Origin of the sequence: Poritiphilus flavus (genome assembly GCF_009901585.1) — a bacterium.
Taxonomy (GTDB): domain Bacteria; phylum Bacteroidota; class Bacteroidia; order Flavobacteriales; family Flavobacteriaceae; genus Poritiphilus; species Poritiphilus flavus.
In genome coordinates this window covers 199,538-218,244 of the sequence record NZ_WXYO01000001.1, presented here as the reverse complement: position 1 = coordinate 218,244, position 18,707 = coordinate 199,538, and the positions used below count along the sequence as shown (strand labels likewise).

At 43.9% G+C, this 18,707-nt stretch carries 10 protein-coding genes; 1 reads left to right on the top strand and 9 read right to left on the bottom strand.

Features of this window, described 5'->3' with window-relative positions:
- Window positions 1–38: 38 nt before the first annotated feature.
- Both GTQ38_RS00860 and GTQ38_RS00855 read right to left on the bottom strand, forming a co-directional pair.
- Window positions 39–1,682, bottom strand: coding sequence for a S8 family peptidase (locus GTQ38_RS00860; protein WP_238857731.1), 1,644 nt, complete (start codon window positions 1,680–1,682; stop codon window positions 39–41).
- A 748-nt stretch (window positions 1,683–2,430) separates the two neighbouring features.
- Window positions 2,431–3,243 (bottom strand): PhzF family phenazine biosynthesis protein, encoded by an 813-nt coding sequence (locus tag GTQ38_RS00855; protein WP_161433335.1) that lies wholly within the window; start codon window positions 3,241–3,243, stop codon window positions 2,431–2,433.
- A 478-nt stretch (window positions 3,244–3,721) separates the two neighbouring features.
- On the opposite strand from GTQ38_RS00855, the gene GTQ38_RS00850 reads away from it, so the two are divergent.
- A complete protein-coding gene (locus GTQ38_RS00850; RefSeq protein ID WP_161433334.1) occupies window positions 3,722–5,401 on the top strand; it encodes a beta-N-acetylhexosaminidase in 1,680 nt (559 codons plus the stop codon).
- 129 nt (window positions 5,402–5,530) lie between these two features.
- Here GTQ38_RS00850 and GTQ38_RS00845 read toward each other — a convergent pair whose 3' ends face one another.
- From GTQ38_RS00845 to GTQ38_RS00815, 7 genes are all read right to left on the bottom strand, one after another.
- Complete coding sequence (locus GTQ38_RS00845) at window positions 5,531–7,825, bottom strand: IPT/TIG domain-containing protein (protein ID WP_161433333.1); 2,295 nt, start codon at window positions 7,823–7,825, stop codon at window positions 5,531–5,533.
- A gap of 12 nt (window positions 7,826–7,837) precedes the next feature.
- Complete coding sequence (locus GTQ38_RS00840) at window positions 7,838–9,670, bottom strand: hypothetical protein (protein ID WP_161433332.1); 1,833 nt, start codon at window positions 9,668–9,670, stop codon at window positions 7,838–7,840.
- Window positions 9,671–10,644: 974 nt separating this feature from the next.
- Window positions 10,645–12,840: a xanthine dehydrogenase family protein molybdopterin-binding subunit gene (locus GTQ38_RS00835; RefSeq protein ID WP_161433331.1), complete on the bottom strand. Its 2,196-nt coding sequence runs from the start codon at window positions 12,838–12,840 to the stop codon at window positions 10,645–10,647.
- On the bottom strand, window positions 12,837–14,336 hold the full coding sequence (locus tag GTQ38_RS00830; protein WP_161433330.1) for a CRTAC1 family protein: 1,500 nt from the start codon (window positions 14,334–14,336) through the stop codon (window positions 12,837–12,839). The genes GTQ38_RS00835 and GTQ38_RS00830 overlap by 4 nt, the downstream gene beginning before the upstream one ends.
- On the bottom strand, window positions 14,333–14,797 hold the full coding sequence (locus GTQ38_RS00825) for a (2Fe-2S)-binding protein (RefSeq protein ID WP_161433329.1): 465 nt from the start codon (window positions 14,795–14,797) through the stop codon (window positions 14,333–14,335). The genes GTQ38_RS00830 and GTQ38_RS00825 overlap by 4 nt, the downstream gene beginning before the upstream one ends.
- A 157-nt stretch (window positions 14,798–14,954) precedes the next feature.
- Window positions 14,955–15,725 carry a LytTR family DNA-binding domain-containing protein gene (locus GTQ38_RS00820; RefSeq protein ID WP_161433328.1) on the bottom strand — a complete coding sequence of 257 codons (771 nt, stop codon included), beginning with the start codon at window positions 15,723–15,725 and terminating at the stop codon, window positions 14,955–14,957.
- Window positions 15,726–16,803: 1,078 nt separating this feature from the next.
- Window positions 16,804–18,525, bottom strand: a complete 1,722-nt coding sequence (locus GTQ38_RS00815) for a hypothetical protein (RefSeq protein WP_161433327.1) — start codon at window positions 18,523–18,525, stop codon at window positions 16,804–16,806.
- Between the last annotated feature and the right edge of the window lie 182 nt (window positions 18,526–18,707).

Sequence of the window (18,707 nt, the reverse complement as noted above, 5' to 3'; positions counted from 1 at the left end):
GTTTTTATGTGTTATAGAAATAATAAATACTCCGAAATCTAATTTGATCCCAAAACGGCATATCGTCCTTCCACTCGGGCGCTCCGATTTGACAAATTGGTAATAGAGATCCAGTAGGTAATATAGTTGTCATTGGCACGTTCGGTACGAACATTCCACCTGATCTTAGTGCCGGAGGTCAAAGACATCGCATGCCAGAAAACATGCCAATGCGCCGGCCAATTGAACGTAAACCATCTGGCGGTTTGATTAGGCCGCAGTGTGCCTCGAAATTGAACGCCTGTAAACGGACGTTGTGTGGGAGGCCTGGTACCTCTTACCCTGGGATGGTTGAAGGCGGTCCAGGCATTGATAATACCTGATCCGGCATGTTGATCCCAACCTGCTGTTCCCATATCCCTGGCCGTAAGTTTCAAGCCAGCTTTAATATCAAACTGGCTGGCACGTGGATTGCGTTGTTTAAAGAGTGCAACAACCCCGGCTGCAATAGGAGTAGCGGCCGAAGTTCCACTATCACTTCTGAAATATCCGGTAAAGTGACTGATAGATAAAAAGTCGGGCTTATAAGGATCCAATGCCGCTGGTCCCTGACTGCTGTATCCGATAAATTGACCCCGTGTATTAGCTGCGCCAACGGTCATTACAAACGGATGGCCGTTAGCTCCCCAAATACTTTTACCTGGGCCGTTTTCACTTCCACATCTTCCATCAGGACAGGTGCCCCCGCAATTACCGGCTGCAAACAATACTATGATACCTGTATTGATAGCCTCTACCACTTTCCGGGTAAACGGATGCTCCGGATTTTCCGCATAATCCCGATACCAGCTTCGTTGAAAGATCCCCCAACTATTGGATAGGATATGCGGGGTTCCATCCCGCCTAAACCGGTTGATCGCCCATTGAAACGCTTGTAACGCATTACCTACAGTGGCAGGCGAACTGCCGCCGGAGATTCGGAGATCATAGATTCTGGCTTCCGGAGCCATTCCCAGTACATCGGTAGAACACATGTTTCCATGATATCCCCAATCACTGGACTCGGTACCCCAATCAGCAGGCCAACCTCCGATCACATTTGGTATAAGACGGGTAGGCCTTTCTCCTGGTTTAAGGGTACGTCCTACGGCTGTGATCCCGGAATCCAGAACCCCAACTACAATACCACGACCTCTTATTCCCAGATTATGGATCCGGTCTACCCCCAGGTAGCGCCTTACTGTAGCCATATTGCCTTTGGGAGTCCCCGAATTGCAGTCGCAAGTCCCTATAGGGCATGTACCGAATGATTCCTGAGGGACCAGTTCCAGATGGGTTTCTACTTCGGTTTCTTCTTCCTGGATCACTTCGGAATCATAGAACGGACTAATTGTGGCATCGCTCCAGACCTTAATAACCCTTGGATTTTCTTCTAAAGCCTTCCGATCATCGTCTTTGACCATCCCGGCAATTACTACTGAGGCCTCGCGTTGTGCGGCCATCTCAGCAGCCAGTAGAGCATCAGAAGGTTCCATCGGAACCGGAATATAATCAGCATCGATTTCTAATTCGACGAGATCGAGTGAGGACGCCATGATATTTGCATCAGCACCCAAATGTGAATCCGGAACCCTTAGTTCAACAAGGACCCTATGTACTTCGGGCTCCTTTTTTTTTCTGGTTGTTTTTGTTGTTTTTGCCATTATTGAGCTCTTTTTGTGAATGAATAATTGAATAAGAACCTACCCAAATTCAGGCATCCATAAAACAACCTCACCGGTTAAGAAGAAGACATGATACCTAAGAAAATTTGGGGAAACGATCAAACTTTAATGTAGTTAAAGTTCTTCTAAAAACGTAGGAAAAATATATGGATGGTATATAATACTGTATATCTTGTAGTATTAATACTATCTCATCGGGCCATTCATCGATTTAACTCACCCTTATTTGTACTTATGGGATGAATCCCTTAAAACTTGTTAGCTCTGCTACCGCGAGATTGTATCTCGTGGTGATTCAAATGGACAAAAGACGAAACTACCAGGTATAACAGAAATGCACAACTCCAATAAAACCGGGCTATTTGGTATTTCTATTCCTTTTTGCTGTGCATTCCTCTCCCCTGATAACTATCGAGGTCGTCGGATGCAGTAAAAGGAATTCAAAAAGGGGACTTTTTCACTATGTGTTTCTTAAAATTAAATATTTTAAGAACCGCTCTCATAAACTAAGTTATCTCCAAGTTCCTTCGCCGAAGTAGCTCGGCTACGGAGTCTGAAAGGCTTCGGCGATTCTATACGAAGCCTGTCTTTTATGCTGCCCAAAAAGGCTAGTTTTAGATTTAAGCTTTTGAATGAAAGTTAACCGAAGGTTTTTTTAGAAATAGCGGTGTTACAAGCGGAAGTGCGTTCGCCTCAGGTGAAATAAGCATAAAACAATCAATTGGTTTTATGACAAGTCTAGCGTTCCATCGACAAGGATTTTTGAGGGCCCTCCAATTTTAACTGAGTTATCAGTTACCTGAATGAAGATCTCACCACTTCTTTTTGAAGCTTGAAATGCGATTAGTTCGGTTTTCCCTGTTCTTTCTTTCCAATAAGGCCCTAAAACCGAATGGATGGAACCAGTTACCGGATCTTCATCAATTCCAATCCAGGGGCAGAAAGAACGGAGGATAAAATCTGCATCATCCGATTTGGATTCACTCATTATAACCACTTCCTTGACTTCGTCTGAGCTCTTTCGAAGCTTTTCGAAATCAGGACGAATACTCCGGACCGCAGAATCATCCTTGAGTTCAATGAACAGCGATTCCAATTCATCGCAATAAAAGTGAGACGCTATTTGCTCAACACCCAAAGCCTCCAGCAATTCACCGGGAATTTCGTAATCTTTTCTTTCATAAACAGGATATACGAGATACACCAAATCTCTTTCCTTATTCGCTATGATTTTTACACCTTCAATGGTAACAAATACAATCCTTTCAAAATCCGGGTTTTGATTGAGCAGTATATGAGCGGCCCCCAGAGTTGCATGGCCACAGGCCGGAATTTCTCCTGTGCCGGTAAAATACCTGATCTTAAAGAGTTCGTCACTGGCGGTTGCTACAAAAGCAGTTACCGGAGCATTAAACTCTTCAGCCAACATAAACATGGTTTGAGTGCTTAGCTCATCGGTAAGTAAACAGACTGGCGTAGGATTGCCTTTGAACGGTACGCGGGCAAAAGTGTCAAGTAAATAATATTGAGCAACGGACATATTCATCTAAGATATGCCAACTGAGTATTTGTATCAAAACAAAATGAACAAGATAAAAACAGTCCATTCCCTCCGCTACCGCGAGATTGTATCTCGTGGTACATCTAAAATAATAGCAATCAGCCTGGATGATCGGCTTTCTAATTGCTTTTTGCTGTGCATTCCTCTCTCCTGATATTTATCAGGCTCGTCGGATGCAGTAAAAGCAACGGAAAAAGGACGCCTTCTCCGTAGGTATTTTTGCTATCACCCGCCTTGCAGACGGACAAGCAAAACCAGCTCAGAAACTTCGCCCTACAGGCCTATATCCTGTAGGGTACCATTCGAAGCTTTCTTCGCTTATACTTCGGAGAAGGAGGGTCTCCAATTAAACCCAAAATATTTAAGAAATAGCAATGTAGTAAGCGGAAGTACTTTGGTTCTTCCTAACCCATAATCCCTACCTTTATAAAACTCGCAACTCGGTAAAAGAAGCATAATGCAGTACGTAATGGAACTAATAGTGAAGTCTGGTACGATAACTAATCGGGCTATAAGTCCTATTGGAATTGTCGTTCTGGCCATGCTGCTGTTCTCTTGTAAGGACGTTGTTTATGAAACCAATCGTACGATAATTCCGTTACCGAATGAAGTGCAATGGGAAGAAGGGAGTTATTTTACCGAAAGAGAACTAAATCTGGAATTTGAAAACGAAGAGTTACGCGATGTGGCTGAATTCTTTGTCATGGAAAGCGCCCCTTACATTGAAGTCCGTTCAGAGCCGGAGGATTCAGGGAATGCATTATTGGTGCTTGAAATGGATTCCATTACAGATCAGCTTTCGGAAGAAAGTTATGTTCTGGAAATAAAAACTGATGGTATAAAGGTGAAGGCCCCCTCACCGTCCGGGGTATTCTACGGCTTGAAAACCTTAAAACAGCTCATTTGGGCCAACCATAAGGAAAACAGTTCCTGGGCACTTCCAGTGGGAGTCGTAAAGGATTCTCCCCGTTTTGCCTGGAGGGGATTAATGCTGGATGAATCCCGACACTTTTTCGGTATGGAAAAGGTGAAACAATTGTTGGATTTGATGGCTGAGCACAAGCTGAATAAATTCCATTGGCACCTGACTGATGAACCTGCATGGCGCATCGAAATTAAGGCCTACCCAAAACTTGTTCAGGTTGGATCTATTGGGGATTGGAGCAATAGCAGTAAAACACCAAAATTCTATACGCAGGAACAGATTCGTGAAGTGGTGGATTACGCAATTGCACAACAAATAGAGGTAATTCCTGAAATAGATATGCCCGGCCATGCCTCGGCGGCCAATCGCGCTTACCCGGAATTTTCCGGAGGTGGTAATAAAGACCATCCTGAGTTCACTTATAACCCAGGTAAGGAGGAGACTTATGCCTATCTGGCCGACATTTTAAGGGAAGTTGGCGAATTATTCCCTTCAGAATACATCCATATCGGTGGGGATGAGGTAAATTTTGCAAATGCACAGTGGTTAGATGATCCGGAGGTAAGGTCACTAATGAGGACGAATGATCTCAAGGATTTAAAGGAGGTGGAATATTATTTCTTAAACCGAATTTCTGATTCCCTAAAGGCGATGGGCAAAAAAATGGCTGGCTGGGACGAGATCTCTGGCTCAGGCGTCAATACGAATTCCTCTTTGGTCTTTTGGTGGAGGCATGACAAGCCTGATGTCCGCTCCAAGACCATACAAAATAGATACCCTACCGTGCTGTGTCCAAGGATTCCCATGTACCTGGATTTTGTACAGCACCATACCCATGAATATGGCCGGAAATGGGACGGAGCCTTTGGCGATGCCGTTCAGGCGTATCATTTTCCGGATTCGCTGGATGTGGAAATACCGATTGATGAGCCGATCGTGGGTATACAGGCCTGTATTTGGACTGAAAGGATCGCGAACGAAAAGCGTTTGGACTTTATGGCGTGGCCTCGCCTAACCGCAATCTCAGAGGCTGCCTGGACCAGTCCCACCTCAAAATCCTACGATAATTTCCTTAAACGTTTGGAGGAGTTTTTACCATTTTATGAGGAAAGGAACATAGGTTATTTCAATCTATTGGACCCCAGCAATACTCCCGAACCCAAATGGAACGACGGGCCTAATTGGCAAAGTAATCACGAGAGCAATGATTAATAGGCGTATCAGGTTCACCGCTTCTTTCCGATTGCTAAATACACCCTAAGTCCTTGGGTCTAGCCCGCTTGATTTTGGCAGTGATCTTTTAACTGAGCAATAGAATTTCAACTTTGGTTCGAAAGAAGTCTAATCCGGCACATATTCAAATAATTCGAATTGTGCGGCGTCCGCTCCGGAACCAACCGGCCATCCACTTCCACCAACGTAAGCTCTGCCATTCAACACAAATGAAAAATGCCCCCCTCTTGGTCTTCCAATATCGTCAGACTGAATCCAACTATTAGTACTTATATCGTACCGCCAGGATTCCTTACCTGAATAACCAGTTCCAGTAACGTAACCAGAGCCATTGAGGGCAAAGCCTACTGTGTAACTGGCTGCATAAGGAAAATCGGCTATTTGAGTCCACGTATCTGTAGCCGGATTAAATGACCATGAATCATAATCTCCCGTATTCCTTGCACCCCCTGTGATATAACCAATTCCACCAACACTGAAATTCGCGGTCTCCGTTCTATGCTTGCCACCCCATTCGTCCAACGGAAGATCACTTATCTGAACCCAGGAATCCGTGCCAGGAATGTATTTATAAAAATCTGTATAAGCTATATTGGTATATGGTTCAAAATCTGAACCTATTCCGATGTAAATGTCCTCATTTATAGAAAATTGGGCTGGATAATCCCTTCTGTTTCCAATAAAACTGCCCTTTTTAGTCCAAATTTCTGTTAGCGGATCATATTCCCAAAACTCATTTTCCGCTGTTGCTGTATAAACGTATAAATTCTGATCGTTTGACACTAACTTACCGGACCATTTCAAATCGAATGGTAATGCACTTTTTTCCCATGTCAAATCGTCAAAGGTCAATTTCCAAAGAAAGTAACCACCGGAAGAATTGTCTTTATCTCTTGCTATAATAAATACACTGCCTTGGGCGACGGCCGCGTTGTTCAAAGATCTGTAGTAATAAAATGGAAGGGAATCGGAAACCATGATCCACTTATCAAGTAAAGTAAGGTCAATGTCGTACTCAACTTCCAGGTCCAGTAGCTTAATCTTTACTTTGGTCTTTCTTCTCGGATATGGCCCCCAGGGAGCAGTTACCGTCAACGAATTACGATCCCCTGATATGATCCTTGCTTCGGTTTCTTCAAAGAGAATAAGGTTCTTGTTTGGATCGGGGTGAAAGTAGGCGCCTTCGATGTTCAGCTCTGAGTTAGCATAGAACTCATTTGGCACAAAACTGATTTGCGGAGGGGTCAAATTAAAGGGTGTTTCCGAAATATCAACCTGAAACTGGGCCTCAATTTTAAGTAATTCAGTACTCATTTCCAGATCGTCAGGTACAATTACTATTAATTCATCTTTTTCGGCATTTACCACTTTTGCCTCAACCTCCCCAAAATAGACCTTGTTCGCGGAAGCCAATCGGGCAAAATTGTTGCCAGTGATCTTAATTTGATCTCCAAAAGTGGCTGTTTCGGGAGAAAAGCTGTTTATTTCCGGAGCTGCAAGTCTTAAATTTTCTGAATAAGTAATTTCCTGATTCTGGGCCATTAGCTTGATCGACTCAGATTGTGAGGCGAGCTCCTGAGGAACAACAAACTTTAAGGTTGTTCTTTCTGCATCCACAATTTCAGAAGGGACACCACCAACAGACAATCGATTTCCTGATAATCTGGTATCAAAATGATTTCCGCTAAGGGTTATGGTATCTCCTGCAACAGCCTCAATCGGATCAACTGTTTCAATTTGAGGGGTGTAGAGTTCGAAATCTGAGAAATTTGAAATTCCATTTGAATTCTCTAGTGCTATAATCGGTTTTTTTCCTTGCGTAAAGTTGGGGATAACACAAGTTAGTACCGAGTCTGAGGCGGTTAAAACTTCACTGTAGTAAGAAGAAAAGCTAACCTTGATATTTGAAATGTTATCGTTGAACTGTTTCCCATAAAATGTAAGTGTATCCCCCAGGTGACCATACCTGGAGGAAACCGAATCTATACTGGGAGCCAAACCATTATTGTAGATAAACGATTTTACGGAACCGTACTTCTGCTGATTTTGATACGCTATGAAAGCCCTAAAATAATAGCGCCCGTTGTCTTGCAAAAGCTCTTCAACAGGAGATTGATAAGTACCATCAGAAGTTAATTCCCCTAAATTACTTGATTGTTTGTCCTTTGAGAAAAGACTGTCTCTGGCGAAATCAAAACCATGGTCATCTATATTATTGTTGTTAGAGTTCGCCTTTCCGGAAAGTGTGATCAATCTGTTTTCATCCCTTCTGATGGCATCGAGAGTTTCAACCTCCGGATCCCTGTTTTCCAATCCTCCGGAAACCTCATCTTCACCATCCTTAGCACAGGAATAAAATACTATCACAGCGGCAAAAAGTACCATCAGGGCTTGTTTGGACATTTTTGACAGCGCTTATTCTAGAGTAATAAATTCTAACCCAAAGCTGTTGGCGCCATTTGAATGGTAATAAGCGGTCTCGAACTGGGTTGGGGAACTAAGGGAGATTATTTGGTTACCTCTTCTAAAAATAAAGGCCGGATATCCTCCCGTGCTGATTTCCCCTGTCTTGTTAAGGTTGGTGCCATTGAATATGTTGATCGCCTTACTGTTACTCAGAGCTCCATAGATACTGGAGGCATCAGCACTGAATTCGAAATCAGAAAACGTACCTGAACCTCTTGGTAAAACTCCCTTATAATCCATATTAGAATCCGCAGAGTATACCGCTCCCTGAGAAGAAGTTACAAGATAGCCATTGCTGGGAGCGACCTTAAAAATTCTGGCATTCAAAGGATGATCCCCGTGGTACCTGTCATCCTTACTCTCCACGAACATTCCATTGGAGTCAAATCTGTAGTAATCCATATCTATTGGGGAAATGGTTGTAGATATTTCAATGATCTCATTATTTGATGGTAGCATTCTAAGAATACATCTATCAAAATCACCACCCCCATCTACAAATTGTAAATCGGATCTATTGAACACTTTAAGCGGTTGTTCCCACCAGGGAGAGGGTGCTGAAGAAGAATAAACAAGTCCATTTTGATCGGTTACCACCGATGTAACCGGATCCCCTACATTGATAACTTCTTTATACTCAAAGGTGCTCAAATCATAAATATAAATCCAGCCATCACTGCTTGGCACATATAGTTCTTCCCCAAATCCATTATCTCCGATCGCGAAATTTCCAATGGTCCCTTCAAAAACTTTCTCCAGAACTATTTCTTGCTTTTCATAGTCTAACACCACAATTTTGTTATTAGGTGTTTTGATGTAGATCAAAGATCGTGACCAGTGGATTTCAGCCTGAATGGGTTGAAAATTAAAAATTGGTGCCCCCTCTTCGGTTACCGTGTTACTAATTCTTGAACGCCCCGTATTGTTAAAGTACTTGATATAGTAGCTTACACTCTCTGCAAAAGGAACCGTATGATCAATATATGTGGTGATATTATCCGTAAATACTGCAATAGTCTCTTCTGTATAAGAACCTTGCCCAACATAACGTATGATCTCTATTCGTTCTATGTCCTGAGGTAAAGACCCCCAGTCAAGGCTGATGGTTCCGTCATTATTCTTAACTGAAACGAGCTCAACTTCAGGTGGGGATAAAGTATTTATTTGAATGGTAGAACTGGAAGTAATACCCAGATTATTGGTGGCGGAAAGTGTGATAACATGTTCTCCTTGTGAAAGAGTGGATGTATTTACGCTTGTGTTACCATTAGCATCAATTGTAGAGTTGCTAATGACACCATCTAAATCACTGGACCATTCATGGATGAGTTCAGCGGCGATCGTGTTGTTATCCGCAACGACACCTGTGAAAGAAACCTCCTCACCATCTGCAAATCCTGTATTGTTCGATGGGGAAAGAATGATGGTGGACGGTTCCAGAAGTCTCCCCTGTATAAGATCGACATCTATATTCTGTAATTCATCAGTTTCTATTGAGGTAACAGTTTTGCCGCTGCCATAAGATGGAATATAGGCATATACATCGTATTTACCTGCGGGAATGTCCGCAATCTCTACCTGGCCAAAAGAATTGGTCAATAACTCTTTAGTCGCGGGTAAAGTAATTACTGTAACACCTTCCTCTACAGGAGTATTATTTTCAATTACAGTTACGACTATTGTTGAATTTCCCTCAAGATTTGGACCTTCCGTTGGATCCTCATCCTTTGAGCAAGAAAAAAATAAGCAAAGGGAGAGTAGTAAAAGTATTGGCTTTTTCATTTAGGTTAAGTTTGAGGAGGTTGATTATCACGGTTAGTTTTTAAAAGAGGGAAAGTAACTATTAAATGCTTCAGATACAAAAATTACTAGCCCATTTGCATGTTTAATCTATCAACTCAAGAATGGACTCAATTCTTGTTATAAGTTGATATTGGTTTGGGTAAACAAAACAAGGTTCTGTACGATTTCCCCCTCTATTTTCTTTGCTTACTCAAAAGAAACGAATCAACCCGCCCGAACGCCCGCCTTGCATTTCGGGCAGGTACCGTTCGGTACGGGCGGGTCTGGTTCTTTTACTCATTGCTTGTCTATTTAATAATACGGTATTCGTGAATGCTTCGCATTTGTATCAAGACAAAAGAACAGGATAAAAACAAAACTACCTCTAAAAAGCTGCATTTGGGTTTTCTTTTCCTTTTTGCTTCCCCAAAAAGGAAACTAAAAAGGGGACTTTTTGGAGAGGCATTTTTAAAGCTCCGCTTTAAAACCGAAGTCATTCTTCTAAATCGCCTCCAGGTTCCTTCGCCGAAGTAGCTCGGCTACGGAGGCTGAAAGGCTTCGGCGATTCTTTACGAAGCCTGTCTTCTATGCTGACCAAAAAGGTTGACCTTCTATTGAAGTTTTTCATTGAAAGCGAACCGAAGGGTTTTAAGAAATAGCGCTGCTGCAAGCGGAAGTGCTTTTACCCCTTGCCCAAAAGAGGAAGTATATCTCATGCCACTCCCAGGCATGGCATATTTTAGGTTTCGTAGTAAATCAAGAAAAGTCTGCCGTAGGAGATGGAAGCAATCCATAGAGCATTTTGTTGAGCAAAAACGGCCTGGATTGCGCGGCCGCAGACTTTTGGTAGTATTTCAAGAAAGCTAAAATCAGCCTAGCATTTTTTCGTTCTTTTTTGGGCGATGCAAAAAAGAACATTTACCTGGCTAATGCGGATTTCCACCAGAGGCGGACAAGGTGTAATCCGTGCTATCTTATGGAAGTGCTGGTTTATTAATCGGAAGCTTCCGTATCCTCCTACCCGTAGCGGCAAAAATCGCATTTGCCAGAGCAGGGGCGGCCGGGGGTAGTGGTGGCTCACCCAGTCCTCTGGGCGGTAGTTCGTTAGCGATAAACTCCACTTTGATCTCGGGAGATTCTTCCATCCGCATCCATCTATAATCATTGAAATTAGATTGTTCCGAAACCCCATCTTTGATGGTGATTTCACCGTATAGAGCAGCACAAAGACCCTCCAGAATACCTCCTTCAACCTGGGCAGCTGCTCCGGAAGGGTTTACCACTATGCCACAATCTACTACCGCATCAACGCTTACCACCCGAATTTTTTCGTTTGTGTCTACGGCTACAGTGACCACTTCTGCTACGAATGACCCCGAATGCTTGCTGGCAGCAAAACCTCTTCCCCAACCCTTGGGTAGGCTGGAACCCCAGTTGCTGTTATCCCTTACTTTTTCTACAACCGCAATCAAGCGCGAAGCATCGTATTCATAGTCGTCTACAACGGGCACCATTCTGGGTTCGCCCAGGAAGTCGAGGAAGTAGGCTATGGGGTCTGCCTGGTTTAGTACGGCCAGTTCATCCAGGAAACAAAGCGCTGAAAAAGCCGTGGCGGAATGCCCTACTGCCCGCCATTGCCCCAGTGGAACATCGCTAAGCACATGGCCGTACTCTAACTGCAGGTTAGGGACAAAGCCGGCCGGGAATTCGTATTCATCGATCTCCGTACCTGCCGGATTTCCTTCTCTTCCTAAAGAAGTCTTTCGGGAGGCATTGGCAAGTACATGTTTCCAGGCGGTCACTTTTCCTTCACCGTCCAGGCCTGCTACCATCTTGTGAACACTTGCTGGCCTGTACCAATCGTGTTTGATATCTTCCTCCCGGGTCCAGCATAATTTAACCGGCCTTCCCATTTTTTTAGATAATATAGCCGCATCCATGGCGTAGTCCACATAGTATCTTCTGCCAAATGCACCTCCTATTCTTGGGAGATGAATGGTGATCTGTTCCGGAGACAGCTTGAATAATCTAATCAGTCCTTCTTCCAGGGCTTTGGGGTTTTGGGTTGGGGCCCAGACCTCACAGTGGTCTGTTCTGAAATCTACAGTACAATTCATGGGCTCCATGGGCACATGGGCCAGAAAAGGCAGTTCGTAAATGGCTTCAAAGGTCGTGGTGGCATTCCGTATTGCCCTTTCTGTATTTCCATCTGATCTTTCTATAGTGGTATCCGCTAGTTGCTGGTGAAATCGCTGAAATATTTGCTCTGTATTTTCCCGTCTGGAGGTGGAGTTATCCCATTTCACGTTGAGTAATTTGGCTGCTTTGAAGGCGGCCCAGGTATTATTTGCAATCACGGCTATCCCGTTAACAAAGTTGGGGCTGTTTGGACCAATCAGGCGGCCGCCATATTCCTGGTTATTGAGTTCCACAACGTCCAATACACCAGAAACCGATCTGGCTGCTGCCCCATCGAATTTGCCTACACCCCCGTTATGAACAGGATTCTTTAGCACCGTGGCATAACACATATCTGGCACCTGAACATCAAGGCCAAAAATTGCCTTGCCGTTAAGTAGTTCGTCCATATCTACCTGGGGTGTTTTTTTGCCTATGATTTCATAGGAGTCGACCGACTTAAATTCCACCTCCTCCGGCGCCGACAGTTTTGAGGCTTCCTGTAGCAGTTCAGCAAAGGGTATTCCCTCCCCTGATTGGGGATGTTCAATCCGGCTGTTTCTGGCGATAAGTTCATTAATCGGTTTATTGAGTCTTTTAGAGGCGACCTCAATCAAAACCTGTCTTGCTTTGGCTGCTGCGGTCCGCATCAGGTCCCAGTTAAGGATTATGGCGAAGCTTCCTCCCGCCCATTGCTCCTCATATTTTTCATCGAAATCCGCTTGTTCAACTTTTACCTTGTTCCAATCTGCCCCAAGCTCTTCTGCGAGTATCATGGGCAATGAGGTCTTAATACCCTGTCCTATCTCGGGGTTTTTGGCGATCAGGGTGATCCAACCCTCGCTATCTATTTTGATCAGGGGCGAAAATTCATACTGCTCAGCCGGTAGTTTCTCGTCTTTGCAAGACCAGATGTGGGTTCCAACCAACAGGGCTCCGCTGGCCGTGCCGGTGAGTTTGATAAAGGTTCTTCTGTCTAGCTCTTTTTTCATGGATCTATTCGTTTAATTTCCTTTCCCTCGATAATCTTATAAACTGCATTTGGCGCCAAATTCCTGAAGGTTTGTGATTCCCCTGAAGGCCATTCAACCATTATGTTTTCGATCAGGGTTGCATTTCCAAGACCAAAATGAACCTCAGGAGCATTTTCACTGCCATAACCAGTCTCCCTGATAAAGTAACGTGTCATTGTCCTCTGATCATCTGTGGTCAGGCTTATCCAACTCCCAATCCCAAAACTGTTGGAAACAGTTCCTTGCAAACGCAGTTTTATCCACCCATTACTGGAGTGCAGGTTGGTATAATGATCATTAGCTTCGGTCTCTCCTCCCCAATTACAGACATAAAGATCCAGGTCACCATCATGGTCCAGATCGCCGGATGCGGCCCCTGCAGAGATGTGGGCCTCAATGGCAGGAAGGGAATTGTAAACCCTTACAAAAGAGTGATCTGCTGTACCCAAAAAGAGGTAGTTTTGGATCTCCGGGTAGCCTTCAGTTCCGTTGGCAACGTACAGATCTAACCATCCGTCATTGTTAAAATCGCCCCAGCTTTGCCCTTTAGAGGGTCTTTTTATTTGATAGCTTACCGCTAGGTCCGTTAACTTACCGAACGTTCCATCTCCGGTGTTTTCATAGAGTGCATTGACGTCAGAAGAAGCCACATTGGTCACATAGATATCCAGGTCGTGATCATAGTCAAAATCTACCAGGGCTACTCCGTAGGAGGCATTTTCCTCTTCCACAACAATGCTGTTGGTAGCGGTCTTAAAACTCCCATTTCCAGTGTTCCAGTACAGTTGATTGGGATGCTTACCTATGACTTTGCCGTCAGTTTTCCTAACAAAATTCACTACATAGAGGTCTGGCATACCGTCTCCGTTCAGATCGCCCCAGGCACATGCCCGTCCATCGCCACCCTGGCCTTTCCAGGGGCCATTCATGGCCTTTTTAAACTCCGCTTTTCCATTGTTGATGTATAACTCATCGTCCTCCTCCTCCCGGTTAACCACAAATACATCCATATCCCCGTCCAGGTCATAATCGCACCAGCAGGCCCCCGGGGAATTTGTTTTGTCACTCGTCAACGCTCCACCATCGGCTGCGGAGAAATGGCCAGACCCATTATTGAGGTACAGTAAATTATGAGTTCCGAACTGGGTAGTAAAGAAAAGGTCCAGATCACCATCCTTGTCTACATCTACGGTATGTACGGATTCACTCCAGGCGTCCAGCTTGCCATCGGCTATGGCCACCCTCTTATAACCTTCGGCGTGGTTGAAATAGATGGTGTTTCCCAATTGTTTGGTGGAATCTACCTGGTTGGCCACCACAATATCGTTTAAGCCGTTGCCATCAAGGTCGGCGATAGAGACCCCTCTCGATCCCTGAGGGATTTCGTCAATGTGCATTTTGCCAAATGGAAGCTTCGCCTCCTGAGAAGTTGCCATTACCGAAAAACCCATAAGTAGCAGTAACAATCGCATCATCCATCCAGATTATTTGCGGCCAGTTCTATGGCCCTTTGAATACGTGAATAGGTGCCACATCTACAGATATTGCCAGACATGGCCGTGTTGATCTCGGCTTTGGAAGGCTTTGGGTTTTTGGCCAGTAGAGCGGTGGCGCTCATGATCTGTCCGGAATGGCAGTAGCCACATTGAGGCACATCCAGGGCCTTCCAGGCAGCCCGTAAGGCTGTGCTGTTCTTTTCTGAAATACCTTCAATGGTCAGTATTTCACCCTCCTCTACATTGGCTATGGGAAAGGAGCAGGCCCTGACCGCATTTCCATTGTAGTGTACGGTGCAGCTTCCGCAAATTCCAACACCACAGCTATACTTGGTTCCGGTAAGGCCGAGATGATCTCGAAGGATCCAGAGCAGAGGGGTATCCGGATCAGCCTCTACAGTTACTTTATTGGAATTGATGGTAAGTTGATATGTTGGCATGCCGAGAAATGTTGGCAGATCTGAGCCAGGCTTGATCGATGAATATGTTTCAGAGCCTCCTAAAGCAGACCTGTGATTAATGATCTAAACTTAAAGATTGAAATAGAGATTAAAGGGCCTTTGCAGTAAACGGAAGGGAATTTGTCAGTGAATGGTACTAAGCTGTGCGGCTTTTAAAGAAATTGGAGATGTCTTTGGCAAAATTTCGGCTCACTCTTCTTCGCGTACCGTCCTTCATGATCACATCGAGTTTGGAATTCTGGCCCCGGGCGAGTTCAGACACGTGATTGACATTGATGATGGTAGATCTATGGATTTTCTTGAAGATCTGTTGCGGCAACAGCTCCTGGAAGTATTTCAGGGGTTTACGCATTACAAAAACCCCTTCTGTGGTAAATAGTTTGGTATAATAGTTCTCAGAAGCCAGGTAGTGGATCTGGGAGGGCTCACAGAAATAAGTGTTATTGCCCCTGGTCAGCTCTAAGCGAAAAGGGAGGCTGGCTTCTTCCGGAGACTTACTTTGAAGTTTATCCACCACAAACCATAGCAGAACAATATCAATAAAGGTCCAGAAGACAAAAAAGTAGCGAAACACTCCAAAGCGGCAACCGTATTGCCCGATGTATGGGCTAAAATTGGAACTGATCATAAAAAACCACCCGAAATGCAGGGCGATTAAGCCGGCGCATAGGGCCAGTATCTTTACGGAACGGTACTTAGAATCCTGGGTCAAACGCAGTGCCCGATCAAGTACTGCAAACCCCAGTATCCAGGGTATCCATATGGCCATTTGCCAAAGGATAACCTTAAATAGTGGCACCTGGTCTCTCAGCTCATTTTCTCTCCAGAAAATAAAGCTGGCCAGGATCAGCGCAATGGCTATGGGCAGGCCTACGAGTTTTTTATTTCGCTGTGCAAAATCGATCATAACGTCATTAAGGTAGTCTGATAAAGTTAAGAAAAGCGCTTGGTCTGGAATAGTAAGACTTTGTTAAAGGGGAGGAAGGAGGGGAGTTCTAAGTTTTTAGTTTTAAGTGTTAAGTGATTTTGACCTCCGCTACCGCGAGATTGTATCTCGTGGTAAACCTAATTACAAAAGGCAATCAGCCTGGATGATCAGCTTTTTTATTGCTTTTTGCGGTACATTCCTCTCTCTTGATATTTATCAGGCTCGTCAGATGTAGTAAAAGGAAACTAAAAAGGACAACATTCGAATAAAGTTTTTGAATGTAAAAGAACTGAAGGTTTTTCAGAAATGGCGTTGCTGCCAGCGGAAGAGCATTCGTCACCTGCATTATGGCAGTATTTTATATTCATTTCTTTTGCTTACCCAAAAGAAACGAATCAAAGAAAAGGGTACTTCTCCGTATGTATTTTTGCATTGCCCTTCTGTCGGTCGGGCAAGCAAAACCAGCTCAGAAACTTCTCCCTCCAGGCTTTAAGCCTGGAGGCTGACAATCGAAGTTTTCTTCGCTTATACTTCGGAGAAGAAGCACCCTAAATTCAACCGAAGGTTTTTAAGAAATAGCGCTGCTGCAAGCGGAAGTGCGTTCGTTAGATGTGATACAGAAGTACGATATCTCGTACTAGTTCCAGAATTGGCATATTTTAGGTTTCGTAGTAAATCAAGAAAAGTTTGCTGTAAGAGAAGGAAGCAATCCATAGAGCATTTTGCAAGGCAAAAGCGGTCTGGATTGTGCGGCTGCAAACTTTTGGTAGCATTTCAAGAAAGCTAAAATCAGCCTAGCGTTTTTTCGTTCTTTTTTGGGTGATGCAAAAAAGGACATCCAACACAACTCTCACGGAATTGAACTTAAAATCAAGTGTAGCTATAAATTTTTGGTTTTAAGTGTTAAGTGATTTTGATCAGAAAACCTAGCATTTAAAACTTAACATTCAAAACTCCAAATATCCGCGGGAATGAAACCTTAACCATAAAGACAATAAAAAATCCCCGAAGAAGTCTCCGGAGATTTTACCTTAACTAACTCAAATAAAACTTGTTTTTACCCACCGCAATTGGCAGCTACATCTTCAACTTTGCTTTCAATTTCCACGATCTGGTCAAAACTGGTGGTTCCGCGTAGCGTAATAACTATAGAGTTGGGCTCCACAGCAGAAATCACCCCATCAAAACCACTAAATTGAAATTGAGAACGAACTTCGTCTCCTGTAAGATCCCTACCCGTCTGTGAGTCCATACCGCTTACCCTTAGACGCTGAACAAAATTAACTTTAGTGTTTTGGTAGAATTGAAAGGCATCGTAAACCAGAGAGGCACTTCCTGAGGGCACTGTTACCGTACGTTCTGAGAAAGCTTTTGTACCTACCTCTTCTGATTTTTCCCCAAATTTGGTACTGGTTTCCTCAACCGATCTGCCGTAGTCATAAGCTGCGGTTATAGAAGCGTTGTACTTAGCTCCCTTACCAAAGAATTTCGCATCGAACTCAACATTAACGCTTGTAGAAATACTTATTGAGTTGGTTGTATTTATAGACAAGGATTCTTCCCATCCTACAGTGCCGGTTTCTATTTCCGTTGTTTCAACCCCAACTTTTTGACTTAAACCGCCTCGTCCGCAATTGGTCAATGTGCTATTGAATTTAAAGTCGGTTTCTGCTTCCCCTAAAATGGGCTGAAGAAAGCTTGTGCCTACATTTTCTACCCTCCAGTCAATTGTGGTAGAGATTAAACGCCATCTAATGGGTTGCGAACTAATGTTGTTACCCACACCAAATACTAATGGCCTTAGAACCATATCAAAGGTTAAGCCAACGTTGGGCGCCATTCTAACTGCGGTACCACTGCTATTTTGTAGTTCGTAAATACTTGTATCTATTTTTTCAATCTTAAATTGAAAGTCTAAGTTGCTCTGGATCAAATTAAAATCAGTGACGTCACTTGCTGCGAGACCAAGGTGAGAATAGGCTCCGGTTACCAAATTTACTGTTGCAGTATTGATAATAGTACCAGAATATAGAAAACGTCCGCCAGATTTGATTCTAATGGCGAAGGTATTGGCCTTGCCCGGAATGGGTACAAAACTGAAATTTCGATCGTCCTCACTGCCATTGAATTCAGTGCCTGAGGCTGATGTCATGATAAAACTTTGATTTGAAGCGCGCACAGACATACTTTGGCCTGGTTCAGGATTGTCATCTCCGTCTATGGGTTGGAAGTAATAGGAGGTGTCCTCGCTCAGATTAACTCTTCTACTTTCATCTGTTTCCGCCAAGCCGTCAGCCATTGCCATTATCGGGGAAGGATTGCTCCCAAAAGAAGTGGTTCGTGAACCGGATGTAATAGTTACATTATCCATGTCTTTGATGGTCCAGCTGACTAAAACACCGCTCTCAAGTTCATCAATTGCTTCTTGGGTCAGTTCCTCTTTGATAAGCTTTAGTTGCCCCATAAAAGTAATGGGTTCAATTTCGATGGTTTGGGAATAATCGCCTGTTTGGGCATCAATGTCAATTTCTGCTGTCACCGGTATATATCCTATTTTTGCCAGTTCACGGGTGTCCAGTACAATGCCCATTTCCCCGGCGTATGTGTCGAATCTATCTGCTGATGTTCCGGCCGAAGTCGTAAGTTCCCCTTCCCCTTCCTCTTGTTCTTGTTCTGGTTCTGGTCTTGGTTCTACAGTTTCCTCTGTGCTGCAATTGGTGAGTACCAGGCTGAACACCACCAAAAGTAATAACCTAAAAAATTCGTTTTGGGTCTTCATAATCTATTTGCTTTGTGGTTTAACATTTGTTTTGTGTGACCTGCCCGGTTAACGGCCTGCAGTACCACCGGGCAAGACCACAAAACTGATTTGTTGAACTAACAACACCACAAACCTAAATTGCTGATTATGAGGAATGAAAAAAGCAGGGTAGACAACTGGTAGACACCCTCAAATTAAAT